The organism is Leclercia adecarboxylata (assembly GCF_035787115.1).
GTDB lineage: Bacteria > Pseudomonadota > Gammaproteobacteria > Enterobacterales > Enterobacteriaceae > Enterobacter > Enterobacter adecarboxylatus_E.
Genome location: NZ_JALKTL010000003.1, coordinates 442,958 through 457,026 on the forward strand (window position 1 = coordinate 442,958; position 14,069 = coordinate 457,026).

At 56.7% G+C, this 14,069-nt stretch carries 12 protein-coding genes; 7 read left to right on the forward strand and 5 right to left on the reverse strand.

Features of this window, described 5'->3' with window-relative positions; translation table 11 throughout:
- Nucleotides 1-23: 23 nt before the first annotated feature.
- From thrA to MXM41_RS12980, 4 genes are all read left to right on the forward strand, one after another.
- Nucleotides 24-2,486 carry a bifunctional aspartate kinase/homoserine dehydrogenase I gene (thrA, locus tag MXM41_RS12965; RefSeq protein ID WP_325932383.1) on the forward strand — a complete coding sequence of 821 codons (2,463 nt, stop codon included), beginning with the start codon at nucleotides 24-26 and terminating at the stop codon, nucleotides 2,484-2,486.
- A 1-nt stretch (nucleotide 2,487) separates the two neighbouring features.
- Nucleotides 2,488-3,417 (forward strand): homoserine kinase, encoded by a 930-nt coding sequence (thrB, locus tag MXM41_RS12970; RefSeq protein WP_325932385.1) that lies wholly within the window; start codon nucleotides 2,488-2,490, stop codon nucleotides 3,415-3,417.
- Nucleotides 3,418-3,420: 3 nt separating this feature from the next.
- Nucleotides 3,421-4,707 carry a threonine synthase gene (thrC, locus tag MXM41_RS12975; RefSeq protein WP_325932387.1) on the forward strand — a complete coding sequence of 429 codons (1,287 nt, stop codon included), beginning with the start codon at nucleotides 3,421-3,423 and terminating at the stop codon, nucleotides 4,705-4,707.
- A gap of 199 nt (nucleotides 4,708-4,906) precedes the next feature.
- Nucleotides 4,907-5,194 (forward strand): DUF2502 domain-containing protein, encoded by a 288-nt coding sequence (locus MXM41_RS12980; RefSeq protein WP_325932389.1) that lies wholly within the window; start codon nucleotides 4,907-4,909, stop codon nucleotides 5,192-5,194.
- A 30-nt stretch (nucleotides 5,195-5,224) separates the two neighbouring features.
- Here the strand turns inward: MXM41_RS12980 and yaaA are convergent, their stop codons facing one another.
- Both yaaA and MXM41_RS12990 read right to left on the reverse strand, forming a co-directional pair.
- Nucleotides 5,225-5,998 (reverse strand): peroxide stress protein YaaA, encoded by a 774-nt coding sequence (gene yaaA, locus MXM41_RS12985; RefSeq protein ID WP_325932391.1) that lies wholly within the window; start codon nucleotides 5,996-5,998, stop codon nucleotides 5,225-5,227.
- A 66-nt stretch (nucleotides 5,999-6,064) separates the two neighbouring features.
- Nucleotides 6,065-7,495 (reverse strand): sodium:alanine symporter family protein, encoded by a 1,431-nt coding sequence (locus MXM41_RS12990; protein ID WP_325932392.1) that lies wholly within the window; start codon nucleotides 7,493-7,495, stop codon nucleotides 6,065-6,067.
- A gap of 261 nt (nucleotides 7,496-7,756) precedes the next feature.
- Between MXM41_RS12990 and tal the strand changes: the two genes are divergently transcribed.
- The 3 genes from tal to MXM41_RS13005 all read left to right on the forward strand — a co-directional run bounded on the left by tal (nucleotide 7,757) and on the right by MXM41_RS13005 (nucleotide 10,821).
- Entirely contained in the window at nucleotides 7,757-8,710 is a 954-nt protein-coding gene (gene tal / locus MXM41_RS12995; RefSeq protein ID WP_325932393.1) for a transaldolase, read from the forward strand.
- 110 nt (nucleotides 8,711-8,820) lie between these two features.
- Entirely contained in the window at nucleotides 8,821-9,408 is a 588-nt protein-coding gene (mog, locus tag MXM41_RS13000; protein WP_325932394.1) for a molybdopterin adenylyltransferase, read from the forward strand.
- A 123-nt stretch (nucleotides 9,409-9,531) separates the two neighbouring features.
- Nucleotides 9,532-10,821 carry an MFS transporter gene (locus MXM41_RS13005; RefSeq protein ID WP_325932395.1) on the forward strand — a complete coding sequence of 430 codons (1,290 nt, stop codon included), beginning with the start codon at nucleotides 9,532-9,534 and terminating at the stop codon, nucleotides 10,819-10,821.
- Between the two features lie 29 nt (nucleotides 10,822-10,850).
- Here the strand turns inward: MXM41_RS13005 and MXM41_RS13010 are convergent, their stop codons facing one another.
- Genes MXM41_RS13010 through MXM41_RS13020 form a run of 3 tightly spaced genes read right to left on the reverse strand, consistent with a single transcriptional unit; the run spans nucleotide 10,851 to nucleotide 13,847 of the window.
- On the reverse strand, nucleotides 10,851-11,987 hold the full coding sequence (locus MXM41_RS13010) for an ABC transporter substrate-binding protein (RefSeq protein ID WP_325932396.1): 1,137 nt from the start codon (nucleotides 11,985-11,987) through the stop codon (nucleotides 10,851-10,853).
- Between the two features lie 13 nt (nucleotides 11,988-12,000).
- Nucleotides 12,001-12,777 carry an ABC transporter ATP-binding protein gene (locus tag MXM41_RS13015; RefSeq protein ID WP_325932397.1) on the reverse strand — a complete coding sequence of 259 codons (777 nt, stop codon included), beginning with the start codon at nucleotides 12,775-12,777 and terminating at the stop codon, nucleotides 12,001-12,003.
- The gene (locus MXM41_RS13020; RefSeq protein WP_325932398.1) at nucleotides 12,774-13,847 is read right to left on the reverse strand and encodes an iron ABC transporter permease; all 1,074 of its coding nucleotides are present in this window, start codon (nucleotides 13,845-13,847) and stop codon (nucleotides 12,774-12,776) included. Before MXM41_RS13020 ends, MXM41_RS13015 begins: the two co-directional genes overlap by 4 nt.
- Nucleotides 13,848-14,069: the final 222 nt, after the last annotated feature.

Here is a 14,069-nt window from a genome sequence, read left to right on the forward strand (position 1 = left end):
CCAAAGATTACGAGGTAACAACCATGCGAGTGTTGAAGTTCGGCGGTACATCAGTGGCAAATGCAGAGCGATTTCTGCGTGTTGCCGATATCCTGGAGAGTAATGCCAGGCAGGGGCAGGTGGCGACAGTACTCTCTGCCCCGGCTAAAATTACCAATCACCTGGTGGCGATGATTGAGAAAACTATCGGGGGCCAGGATGCACTGGTGAACATCAGCGACGCTGAACAGATCTTTGCCAGCCTGCTGCAGGGCCTGGCGGATGCGCAGCCTGGTTTTCCTCACGCCCAGCTTAAAGCCTTCGTTGAGCAAGAGTTCGCTCAGATCAAACACGTTCTGCATGGTATCAGCCTGTTGGGGCAGTGCCCGGACAGCATTAACGCGGCGCTGATCTGCCGCGGCGAGAAACTCTCTATCGCCATCATGGCGGGCCTGCTTGAAGCGCGTGGCCATAACGTCACGGTGATCGATCCCGTGGAAAAACTGCTCGCTGTTGGCCATTACCTCGAATCCACCGTAGATATCGCCGAATCTACCCGTCGCATTGCGGCAGGCAAAATTCCTGCCGACCATATGATCCTGATGGCGGGCTTCACCGCCGGGAATGAAAAAGGGGAGCTGGTGGTGCTGGGCCGTAACGGGTCTGACTATTCAGCCGCCGTGCTGGCCGCCTGCCTGCGGGCCGACTGCTGTGAGATCTGGACTGACGTTGACGGCGTGTATACCTGCGACCCGCGACAGGTGCCCGATGCCCGCCTGCTAAAGTCCATGTCTTATCAGGAAGCGATGGAGCTCTCCTACTTCGGCGCCAAAGTCCTTCACCCTCGCACCATTGCTCCCATCGCCCAGTTTCAGATCCCCTGTCTGATTAAAAACACCGGTAACCCGCAGGCGCCAGGTACGCTGATTGGCGCTAACAGTAATGAAGATGGTCTGCCCGTTAAAGGCATCTCCAACCTCAATAATATGGCGATGTTCAGCGTCTCCGGGCCGGGCATGAAGGGCATGGTTGGCATGGCAGCGCGCGTGTTTGCCGCCATGTCGCGCAACGGCATCTCGGTGGTGTTAATTACACAGTCCTCTTCTGAATACAGCATCAGCTTCTGCGTCCCGCAGACAGACTGCCTGCGCGCCCGTCGCGCGCTGGAAGAGGAGTTTTATCTGGAGCTTAAAGAAGAGCTGCTGGAACCGATGTCTATTCAGGAGCATCTGGCGATCATCTCTGTGGTCGGTGATGGCATGCGCACCCTGCGCGGCATCTCTGCGAAGTTCTTTGCAGCACTGGCGCGGGCGAACATCAATATTGTCGCCATTGCCCAGGGCTCATCGGAGCGTTCTATCTCGGTGGTGGTGAATAACGACGATGCTACCACCGGCGTGCGCGTCACCCACCAGATGCTGTTCAATACCGACCAGGTGATTGAAGTATTCCTGATTGGCGTCGGCGGCGTGGGTGGGGCGTTACTGGAACAGCTGAAGCGTCAGCAGGAGTGGCTCAAGAAAAAGCATATCGATCTGCGCGTCTGCGGTATCGCTAACTCAAAAGCGCTGCTGACTAACGTCCACGGACTGAATCTGGAAAACTGGCAGGCAGAGCTAGCGGAAGCGAAAGAGCCGTTTAATCTTGGCCGCCTGATCCGTCTGGTGAAAGAGTACCATCTGCTCAACCCGGTGATTGTCGACTGTACTTCCCACCAGGCGGTGGCGGATCAGTATGCCGACTTCCTACGCGAAGGTTTCCACGTGGTAACGCCAAATAAAAAGGCCAACACCTCGTCGATGGATTACTACCATCAGATGCGCCATGCGGCGGCGAAATCACGCCGTAAGTTCCTCTACGACACTAACGTCGGCGCCGGGCTGCCGGTTATCGAAAACCTGCAAAACCTGCTTAATGCCGGTGATGAACTGCAGCGTTTCTCCGGCATCCTGTCCGGCTCGCTCTCCTTTATCTTCGGCAAGCTGGACGAAGGGATGAGCCTGTCGGAGGCGACCAAAGTGGCGCGTGAGCTGGGCTACACCGAGCCCGATCCGCGTGACGATCTCTCCGGCATGGACGTGGCGCGCAAGCTGCTGATCCTCGCCCGTGAAACGGGGCGCGAGCTGGAGCTGTCGGATATCGTGATCGAGCCGGTTCTGCCGGAAAGTTTTGACGACGCAGGCGATGTCGCGACCTTTATGGCTAATCTGCCGCAGCTGGATGACGCATTCGCATCTCGCGTAGCAAAAGCCCGTGATGAAGGCAAGGTATTGCGCTATGTTGGCAACATTGAAGAAGACGGCGTCTGCCGGGTAAAAGTCGCGGCGGTAGACGGTAACGATCCGCTGTTCAAAGTGAAAAACGGCGAAAACGCCCTCGCGTTTTACAGCCACTATTATCAGCCACTGCCGTTGGTCCTTCGCGGCTATGGCGCGGGGAACGATGTGACGGCGGCGGGTGTGTTTGCCGATCTGCTGCGTACCCTGTCATGGAAGTTAGGAGTTTAACATGGTCAAAGTTTATGCCCCGGCTTCCAGCGCCAATATGAGCGTCGGGTTTGATGTGCTGGGTGCAGCGGTGACGCCGGTGGATGGCGCATTGCTGGGTGATACGGTTACGGTAGAGGCTGCGGACAGCTTCAGTCTGAACAACGTCGGGCGTTTCGCCAGCAAGCTGCCGGACGAGCCGCGCGAGAATATTGTCTATCAGTGCTGGGAGCGTTTTTGTCAGGAGATCGGTAAAAACGTCCCGGTCGCCATGACGCTGGAAAAAAGCATGCCGATTGGCTCCGGGTTGGGTTCCAGCGCCTGTTCGGTGGTTGCCGCGCTGGTGGCGATGAACGAACATTGCGGCAAACCCCTGAATAACACCCGTCTGCTGGCCCTGATGGGCGAGCTGGAAGGACGCATCTCCGGCAGCATCCATTATGATAACGTCGCCCCCTGTTTCCTGGGCGGCATGCAGCTGATGATCGAAGAGAACGGCATCATCAGCCAGCAGGTGCCGGGCTTTGACGAGTGGCTGTGGGTGCTGGCGTATCCGGGCATTAAGGTGTCAACTGCGGAAGCGCGCGCCATTTTGCCGGCGCAGTATCGCCGTCAGGACTGCATCGCGCACGGTCGCCATCTGGCGGGCTTTATTCATGCCTGCTATACCCGTCAGCCTGGGCTGGCGGCGAAACTGATGAAAGACGTTATTGCCGAGCCATACCGCACCAAACTGCTGCCTGGCTTTAATGAAGCACGCAGCGCGGCGCTGGAGATTGGCGCGCTGGCCTGCGGCATTTCTGGCTCCGGGCCGACCCTGTTTGCGCTGTGCGACAAACCGGACACGGCTGAGCGGGTGGCGGGCTGGCTGGGTAAAAATTACCTGCAAAATCAGGAAGGCTTTGTTCATATTTGCCGTCTGGATACGGCGGGCGCACGAGTACTGGGATAAACGATGAAACTCTACAATCTTAAAGATCACAACGAGCAGGTAAACTTTGCACAGGCAGTGACGCAGGGGCTGGGCAAAAACCAGGGGCTGTTCTTCCCGCACGATCTGCCGGAATTCGGTCTGACCGAAATCGACGACATGCTGAAGCAGGATTTCGTCACCCGCAGCACCAAAATTCTCTCGGCGTTTATCGGCGACGAGATCCCGCAGGAGCTGCTGGAAGAGCGCGTACGCGCTGCTTTTGCCTTCCCCGCACCGGTAAGCCAGGTGGAACCGGACGTCGGTTGTCTTGAGCTGTTCCATGGTCCGACACTGGCCTTTAAAGATTTCGGCGGTCGCTTTATGGCGCAGATGCTGACGCACATCAGCGGCGATAAGCCGGTTACCATCCTGACGGCCACCTCCGGCGATACCGGCGCGGCGGTCGCGCATGCCTTCTACGGCCTGAAAAACGTCCGCGTGGTGATCCTCTATCCGCAGGGTAAAATCAGCCCGCTGCAGGAAAAACTGTTCTGTACTCTTGGCGGCAACATTGAAACCGTCGCCATCGACGGGGATTTCGATGCCTGCCAGTCGCTGGTCAAGCAGGCCTTTGATGATGAAGAGCTGAAGCTGGCGCTGGGTCTGAACTCCGCCAACTCCATTAACATCAGCCGCCTGCTGGCACAGATTTGCTACTACTTCGAAGCGGTGGCCCAGCTGCCGCAGGAAGCGCGTAATCAACTGGTGATCTCGGTGCCGAGCGGCAACTTTGGCGACCTGACCGCAGGCCTGCTGGCGAAGTCTCTCGGCCTGCCGGTGAAGCGCTTTATCGCGGCCACCAACGCCAACGACACCGTTCCGCGCTTCCTGAAAGAGGGCAAGTGGACGCCAAACGCCACCCAGGCCACTCTGTCTAACGCGATGGATGTGTCACAGCCTAATAACTGGCCGCGTGTGGAGGAGCTGTTCCGCCGTAAAATCTGGCGTCTGAATGAGCTGGGCTACGCTGCGGTGACTGACGAAACCACCAGAGAGACCATGCGCGAGCTGAAGCAGGTGGGCTACACCTCTGAGCCGCATGCCGCGGTGGCGTATCGCGCCCTGCGCGATCAGCTGAACCCGGGCGAGTATGGCCTGTTCCTCGGCACGGCGCATCCGGCGAAGTTCAAAGAGAGCGTGGACGAGATCCTGGGTGACTCTCTGCCGCTGCCGAAAGAGCTGGCGGAGCGTGCCGATCTGCCGCTACTGTCGCACAGCCTGCCGGCTGATTTTGCTGCGCTGCGTCAGTTGATGATGACACGCGGATAAGCATTTTGACCGGGTGACGGCTTCGCCTCACCCGGTTTTTTATGGAGAAATTAAGGAGAGAAATAGCAGGGAAAAAGCAGAAATTCCCAATAAATGCGGTCACTTACAGAATAGGATTGCAGAGAATAACATCCTCCACGCCCCTCACGTAATCTCCTTACATCGGCCCAGATCGGGCAGGATCATTAAGGAGTAACCTATGTCTAAACTGAAACCTGTGCTTATCGCGCTTTCTCTGATGCTGGTGGCTCCAATGGCGGTTCAGGCCTCTGAAATCACGCTGGTACCGGCGGTCAAATTACAGATTGGCGATCGGGATAACCAGGGGCACTACTGGGATGGCGGCCACTGGCGCGATCATGACTGGTGGAAATCGCATTATGAGTGGCGGGACAATCGCTGGCATCCGCATGGCGATCGTCATGATAATCATCATCACGATCGTCATGATGACCACCGTCCGGGACCTGACCATAAGCATCACTAAGATCTCCCCGCCGCCCGGCGGGGTTTTACGTTACTGCTCGTGGCGCTTAAACACCAGCTCGCCTTTCCCTGACGTTTCCTCGTCAAAGAAATACCCTTCGCTATTAAAGGCGGTCAGTTGCTCCGGCTTCGTCAGACGGTTTTCAATGATGTAGCGGCTCATCAATCCGCGCGCTTTTTTGGCGTAGAAGCTGATCACTTTAAATTTGCCGTTTTTCTCGTCCAGGAAGACCGGCTTGACGATCTCCGCATTCAGTTTTTTCGGCTTAACCGCTTTGTAGTACTCATCCGAGGCGAGGTTAATCAGGATGTTGTCACCCTGGGCCGCCAGCGCATCGTTCAGGGTGTGGGTGATGGTCTCGCCCCAGAACTGGTAGAGATCTTTCCCTTTCGCATTTTCCAGGCGGGTCCCCATCTCCAGGCGGTAAGGCTGCATCAGATCCAGCGGGCGCAGCACGCCGTACAGGCCGGAGAGCATGCGCAAATGCTGCTGGGCGAAATCGAAATCCGTTTCGCTAAGGGTTTCTGCCTGCAGGCCGGTGTAGACATCACCTTTAAAGGCCAGAATCGCCTGACGCGCGTTTGATGGCGTGAAATCCGGCTGCCAGTCGTGAAAACGGGTGGCATTCAGATCCGCCAGCTTGTCGCTGATGCTCATCAACGTTGCAATTTGCGGGGCCGAAAGCTTACGCGCCTCGCGGATCAGCTGTTGCGAGTGATCCAGCAGTTCCGGCTGGGTATAGCGCTCGGTGGCAAGTGGGCTTTGGTAGTCGAGCGTTTTAGCAGGTGAAATCAGAATCAGCATATCCAGTCCTTGCAGAAGAATGAGTGCGACTTTAGCAAAAAAACCGCCTGGAGTGATCGATGGCTGTTATTGACGTGGCAAATCATCCCAGGCGCCGGGGGCGAGCTGCTCTTCAATCTCAGGATAACGCGAGACATCGAAAACAGGCTGAACCCCCAGTTTGCGCTGACGCAGATAGTCCCGGGCAATCAGGCTCACCACCGGAGAGAGCAGCAGGATGGCCGTCAGGTTAGTGATCGCCATTAGCGCCATAATGATATCTGCCAGCTGCCAGACCGTCGGCAGACTTAACAGCGATCCGAGCAGCACCATCAGGGTTACGCCACCCCGTAATAACCAACGCGAGCGCCGGGCATCAGGATGTAAAAAGATCAGGTTGTTTTCGGCATAGACGTAATTCACCACGATTGAGCTAAAGGCGAACAGGATGATGATAAGCCCCACGAATCCCGCTCCCCAGCCTCCCGTCAGGTTTATCAGCGCCTGTTGCAGCAGCTGTATGCCCGCGGTATCTGCCGGAAGATCTACCGGGCCTGCCAGCAGTACGATCATGGCACTGGCAGTGCAGATGACGAGGGTATCGGCGCACACGCCGATCATCTGTACGAACCCCTGGGAGGCGGGGTGAGGGGGCCACGAGGCAGCGGCCGCAGCGGCGTTAGGGCTTGAGCCCATACCCGCTTCGTTGGAAAACATGCCGCGCTGGAAACCTGCCGTCAGGGCCTGGCTCAGGGTGTAGCCCAGCGCCCCGGCGGCCGCTTCGCGCCAGCCAAATGCGCTTTTGAAGATCAGATTGAAGACCGCCGGTATCTGTTCGACATGCCAGGCGCAGATGATCAGGCTGGCCGTCACCCACAGCAGCGCCATCACTGGCACCATCCACTGCATCAGACGAGCTACGCCTTTGATGCCGGTGACAATTACCAGAAGGGTGAACGCGGCCAGCATGCCGCCGGTAAACACTTCCGGACAGTCGAAGGCGAAACGTAGCGCGTGGGCCACCGAATGCGCCTGGACAGTGTTGAAAATAAGACCGTAGGCGACAAGTAAAAAGATCGAAAACAGCACGCCCATCCAGCGCATGCCGAGGCCACGGGCCATATACCAAGCAGGGCCACCGCGAAACTGCCCCTGCTTATCCGCTTCTTTATACAGTTGAGCCAGCGAACATTCTGCAAAAGATGTTGCCATGCCGATGATGGCGGTCATCCACATCCAGAAGATGGCACCAGGACCGCCAGCGGAGATCGCCAGCGCGACCCCGGCTAAATTACCGCTGCCGACCCGGGCCGCCAGGCTGGTGCAGAGTGCCTGGAACGAGGTTAAACCTCCCGGCTGGGGAGTAAGGCTATTTTTCAGATTAATGCGTAGTTGAGGAAGGGAGCGAAACTGAATAAACCCGCTGCGAACGGTGAACCAGAGACCTGCCGCAAAAAGCAGGTAAATCATCATTGAGCCCCACAGGACTTCATTAAAAAACGACAGATAATCAGGCATTAACGTCCCTCATGTTGATGCCAAAGTGCATAGGTAATCGCTTAGAATGATTGAGCAAACAGAGAATGAGCAATCTGTGAATTTGCTGAGTTTATCACAGTATCCTTAAGCGCATTGTCTGCGGTTGCGCTGACATTCCGTCGTGTTATCATCAATGCAGACCGGTTACATCCCCCTAACAAGTAAACCTGTCATTTTTCCGTTTCTGGCATCCTGCTGGTAACGCGAATTATCCAGGGCAAGTTAAAGAGAAACACTATCATGACGGATAAATTAACCTCCCTTCGTCAGTTCACGACTGTTGTCGCTGACACCGGAGATATCGCGGCAATGAAGTTGTACCAGCCGCAGGATGCCACAACGAACCCTTCTCTGATCCTTAACGCTGCACAGATCCCTGAATACCGCAAACTGATTGATGACGCCGTTGCCTGGGCGAAAAGCCAGAGCAGCGATCGCGCACAGCAGGTTGTGGATGCCACCGACAAACTGGCGGTTAACATCGGTCTGGAAATTCTGAAACTGGTCCCGGGTCGTATCTCTACCGAAGTGGATGCGCGTCTCTCCTACGACACTGAAGCGTCCATCGCTAAAGCCAAACGCCTGATCAAACTGTACAACGATGCGGGTATCAGCAACGACCGCATCCTGATCAAACTGGCTTCCACCTGGCAGGGCATCCGCGCTGCAGAACAGCTGGAAAAAGAAGGTATCAACTGTAACCTGACTCTGCTGTTCTCCTTCGCGCAGGCGCGTGCATGTGCAGAAGCGGGCGTGTACCTTATCTCTCCATTCGTGGGCCGTATTCTGGACTGGTACAAAGCCAACACCGATAAGAAAGAGTACGCGTCAGCTGAAGATCCGGGCGTAGTTTCCGTTACCGAGATCTACGAGTACTACAAACAGCACGGCTATGAAACCGTGGTGATGGGCGCAAGCTTCCGTAACGTGGGCGAGATCCTGGAACTGGCTGGCTGTGACCGTCTGACCATCGCCCCTGCGCTGCTGAAAGAGCTGGCAGAAAGCGAAGGCGCAATCGAGCGTAAGCTGAGCTTTAGCGGCGAAGTGAAAGCCCGTCCAGAGCGCATCACTGAATCTGAGTTCCTGTGGCAGCACAACCAGGATCCAATGGCGGTAGACAAACTGGCGGACGGAATCCGTAAGTTTGCCATCGACCAGGAAAAACTGGAAAAAATGATCGGCGAACTGCTGTAATCATGCCAGCGTGACCGGGCTTCCGGTCACGCTACCTCTCTCGTACCCTGTCTGAATCTCCCCGCTGCGTGTATCATTCCTTTAATCTGTATTGTTTGAATGGAATGGATATGAATACCTTACGCATTGGCTTAGTTTCCGTCTCAGACCGCGCCTCCAGCGGTGTCTATGAAGATAAAGGCATCCCCGCGCTGGAAGCCTGGCTGGCTTCTGCCCTGACTACGCCGTTTGAAGTGCAAACCCGCCTGATCCCCGATGAGCAGGCCATCATTGAGCAAACGCTCTGTGAACTGGTCGATGAAATGAGCTGTCATCTGGTGTTGACCACGGGGGGGACCGGTCCGGCACGACGCGACGTGACCCCGGATGCGACCCTTGCGATCGCCGATCGTGAAATGCCGGGTTTTGGCGAACAGATGCGCCAGATCAGTCTACACTTTGTGCCGACGGCCATCCTGTCACGTCAGGTCGGGGTGATCCGCAAACAGGCGCTGATCCTCAATTTACCTGGCCAGCCAAAGTCGATTAAAGAGACGCTGGAAGGTGTAAAAGAGGCTGACGGCAATGTTGTGGTGGCGGGGATTTTTGCCAGCGTACCGTATTGTGTACAGCTTCTGGAAGGGCCTTACGTCGAAACCGACCCGCAGGTCGTAGCAGCTTTTCGCCCGAAAAGCGCCAGGCGTGAAATAATCTCCTGAAATTAACAATAATGTGACATAAGCTGTAACGGCTGTAGCGTGCAAAATGATTTACGGTATAGTAATTTTTTCTTTACGATTGCTGTAAATATAACTCAACAATTCAGCCCATAATGGTTCGCTATGTCACATTACAACCGGCCCCTTAATCGTCAGGATTATAAAACCCTCACGCTTGCCGCACTTGGCGGCGCGCTGGAGTTTTATGACTTCATCATTTTCGTCTTTTTTGCCGCTGTCGTGGGGGAACTGTTCTTCCCGGCAGACATTCCCGAATGGTTGCGTCAGGTCCAGACCTTTGGCATCTTCGCGGCCGGCTATCTGGCGCGCCCGCTGGGTGGCATCGTGATGGCCCACTTCGGCGATCTGGTGGGGCGCAAGAAGATGTTCACCCTTAGCATCCTGCTGATGGCGGTACCCACCCTGGCGATTGGTCTGCTGCCCACCTATGCCTCAATGGGCATTATTGCCCCGGTCTTACTGCTGCTGATGCGGATCCTGCAGGGGGCGGCGATCGGTGGTGAAGTGCCGGGCGCCTGGGTATTTGTGGCGGAACATGTTCCGGCCCGGCGGATCGGCATTGCCTGTGGGACGCTGACCGCAGGGCTGACCGTCGGCATTCTGCTGGGTTCCGTGGTGGCGACGCTGGTGAATACCAGCATGACCCAGCAGGCGGTCCACGACTGGGGCTGGCGTATTCCTTTCCTGCTGGGCGGCGCTTTTGGTCTGGTCGCCATGTATCTGCGTCGCTGGCTGCAGGAGACGCCGGTCTTCCTGGAGATGCAGCAGCGTAAAGCGCTGGCGCAGGAGCTGCCGGTTAAAGCGGTGGTGGTGCGGCATAAAAAGGCGGTCGTGGTGTCGATGCTGCTCACCTGGCTGCTGTCGGCGGGCATCGTGGTGGTGATTTTGATGTCGCCGGTCTGGCTGCAAAAACAGTACGGCTTTGCCCCGGCGGTGACGCTACAGGCCAACAGTATCGCTACCATCATGCTGTGCTTTGGCTGCCTGATTGCCGGTGTGGCGGTGGACCGTTTTGGGTCCAGTCTGACCTTTATTATCGGCAGCCTGCTGCTGGCCGGTGCGAGCTGGGCGTTTTACCACCTTGCGGGCAGCCATCCCGAACAGCTATTTTTGCTGTATGGCGTGGTAGGGCTGTGCGTGGGTGTCGTCGGGGCCGTGCCATACGTCATGGTCCGGGCCTTCCCGCCGGAAGTCCGCTTCACCGGTATTTCATTCTCCTATAACGTCTCGTACGCCATTTTCGGCGGGCTGACGCCGGTTGCCGTGACCCTGCTGATGGGAGTATCGCCGATGGCGCCGGCCTGGTATGTGCTGGCGCTCTCGCTGATGGGGCTGGCTCTGGGGATCTGGCTGCGCCAGAAACCGGTGGAAGTACCGGTCCTCGCAGGTTAACGAAAATGCCGGGCTCTGCCCGGCATTTTTTAGTACGAAGGGGTGTAGCTCAGGATGATGTTGTCATCCGGGATGTGGGTGAATTCCGTGATGATGGCGTGGTAATCCGCCTGCGGATCCACGTCATTAAACAGCGCCGGATAGAAAATCTTGCTTAACGTCTCGATGGCGACGATGTTGTACGGATTGTTATAAAAATGGTGATAGAGCGCTCCGGTGTGATTCTCTGCAACTGCCGGAATGCTGGCAACGCCCTGACGCGCCGTAAGCGCATTGAACGCTGCGCTGACATCCTCAGCCGAAACGTTATAGCCAAACGGAATAATCGCCGTGCCTTTGCCCGGACGTTTAGAACCTGTCATCAGGTAGTAATCCGGGTTCAGGGAGATAATTTTTTCCACCGAGACATTCCCGCTCGCTCCAGGCAGCAGCTGTGATCCGATATTGATGCCACCCGCGGCTTCTACCAGCCCGCCCCAACCGTTACGCGCATGGGTAAAGCAGCAGCCATTATCCAGCCCGCCGACGCCGGCAATAGGTTCGATAAAAACCAGCGGTTTTTTGCTGACGGTCGCCAGACGCTGGTGGATCTTATCCAGACGATGTTGATAGAAATCGATGTAGGCCTGCGCGCGGTCGGTCTGCCCCAGCACCTGACCCAGCAGGGCAATGCTCGGCAGCGTGTTCTCTACAGGGTGCAGTTCGTAATCAACAAAGACGACAGGAATGTGCAGTGCTTCAAGCCTGGTGAGGACGCCGGATTGAACCAGCGAGGGCTTAGCGCGTAGCTGGGCGATCATCAGGTCCGGCTGGCGGGAGATCACCGTTTCGAGATCCACATTGCCCTGGTCGGAAAACTTCATGTCGAGGATCTTTTCCGCTTCCGGCCATTTGCCCTTCAGCACGTTCCAGGTTTCGGTATCCTGCTTTTTCGGCAAATTGTTCCATGCCACCACTCTGGAGAATGGGGCATCGCGCTCCAGCAACGCCAGCGCGAAGATGTCGCGTCCGTCCTGCAAAATGATGCGCTGCGGTTCATGTTCCACCGTGACCGTACGGTTATCCCTATCCTTGACCGTCACCGGCCAGGTCTGCGCCTGGACGATGAGCGGCGTAATAAACAGTGCCAGGCCCCCGGCGGCGGCGATAAATTTTTTTAGCGTCATGTTTCCCCGTTTTTTATGGTGTTAACCCGTCGACCACCACATGCGGCAGTCCATGAGAACAGTATTCAACCCGACCCTTCACGCCATATACCGTCGCCAGACTGGCGGGAGTGACGACCTCTCCCGGCAGACCGCTGGCGATCAATTCGCCGCCTTTCAGCATCAGGGCATAGTCTGCGTGGCGCAGGGCAATGTTGATGTCATGGATCACCACAAGGGTGACGATATTACGCTGTCGCGTTTCGCGGGCGACGATATCCATCACATGGAACTGGTAGTTAAGGTCGAGGGCGCTCAGGGGCTCGTCAAGCAGCAGCAGGTCGGGCTGTCGGATAAGGGACTGAGCGAGGCCAATCAGCTGCTTTTGCCCGCCGGAGAGCTGGTCAAGAAAACTCATCGCCAGATGGGCGACGCCCAGTTTTTCAAGAATGGCGTAAGCTTCCTGCTCGACGTTTTGCGTCTGTACGCTGCCGCTGGCACGACGGGCGACAATCACCGATTCAAGCGCATGCAGATGCACGCCCTGGGGCAGGGACTGCGGGAGATAAACCACCTTTTGCGCCCGCTTTGCCGGGGGCAGGGTCATCAGGTCCTCGCCATTAAGGCGTAACTCACCCAGGGCAGGGTTCAGATCGGCCAGAGCGCGCAGCAGGGTCGATTTACCGGAACCGTTCGGCCCCAGCAGGGCGGTGATCTCTCCGCGAGGAAGCAGCGGGGTGGTTAGCCCGCTGATTACCTTTTTCTTGCGATAGCCGGTGTGCAGCTCCCGGACGAGAAGGCCGTCGGTCATACGTTCCCCCGGTTACGAATAATGATGCTGAGGAAGAACGGCACGCCAACCAGTGAGGTGACAATCCCAACGGGAATAATGACGCCGGGAACGATGTTCTTGGAAAATACGGAAGCCAGCGAGAGCACCAGGGCGCCAATCAGCATGCTGCCGGGCAGATAAAACCGGTGATCTTCACCAAACATCATGCGGGATATGTGCGGCGCCACCAGGCCAATAAAACCCACTGGCCCGACAAAGGCGACGGTCAGCGCCGAAATAATGCTGATGCGTAACAGGGTCGCCAGGCGAAGCTTTTTCACATTAATGCCGAAGCTGACGGCACGATCTTCTCCCAGACGCAGCGCCGTCAGCTTCCAGGCGTTTTTCAGCGACAGCGGCACGATAATCAACAGCGCCACGGCCAGAAGCGCCAGTTTATCCCAGGAGGCTCTTGCCAGGCTGCCCATCGTCCAGAAGACCAGCCCCTGCAGGGTATCTTCGCTGGCAACGAACTGCAGAATGGAGATCAGCGCGTTAAAGGTGAAGACCAGCGCGATCCCGAACAACACCACGCCGGAGGTGGCGACGCGGGTCCAGCGGCTGATGCCATCCAGAATAAAGCAGGCCAGCAGCGCAAAGACAAAGGCGTTTGCCGGAATAAACCACTTATCGGCAATGCCGGGAATGCCCAGACCGAGCACGATCGCCAGGGCGGCACCGAAGGAGGCGGCAGACGATACGCCAAGCGTAAACGGACTGGCGAGCGGGTTATTCAGGATGGTTTGCATCTCTGCCCCGGCAAGCCCCAGCGCCATGCCGACGGCGACAGCCATCAGCGCGAACGGCAGCCGCAGCTCCCAGACGATGACGCGGGTACCGGCATCTACTGAAGCGGCATTGAGCAGGGTGTGCCAGAGCGTAGAAACGGAGATGCCCGAAGGCCCGAGTGTGAAATCGAGGATCAGAGAACAAATAATAAAGAAGAGCAGCACGCCTGCCAGGGCAAAACGCCTGACAAGGACTTTACGGTAATGCGACGCGATAATGGCTTCGCCAGTTTGCTCGCGGGCGGCAAGGCTGGAGTTCATCAGATAACCCTATGCAACACAACAGAATCGTTTTATCCCCTGCGCGTTCCATTCTGGCGGCTGCCTGATATCCATTATCCGGGATGCCGGGTCACACTATTCTCAATGATAATGCTTATCAATGAAATGAGATGATTATTGCCGTTCTGTTTACTTATTGTTTTTGATGCGGCCAAAAAACATTCAGATTTAAAAAGGAAAAGCGCAACCGGAGAGGGGAGT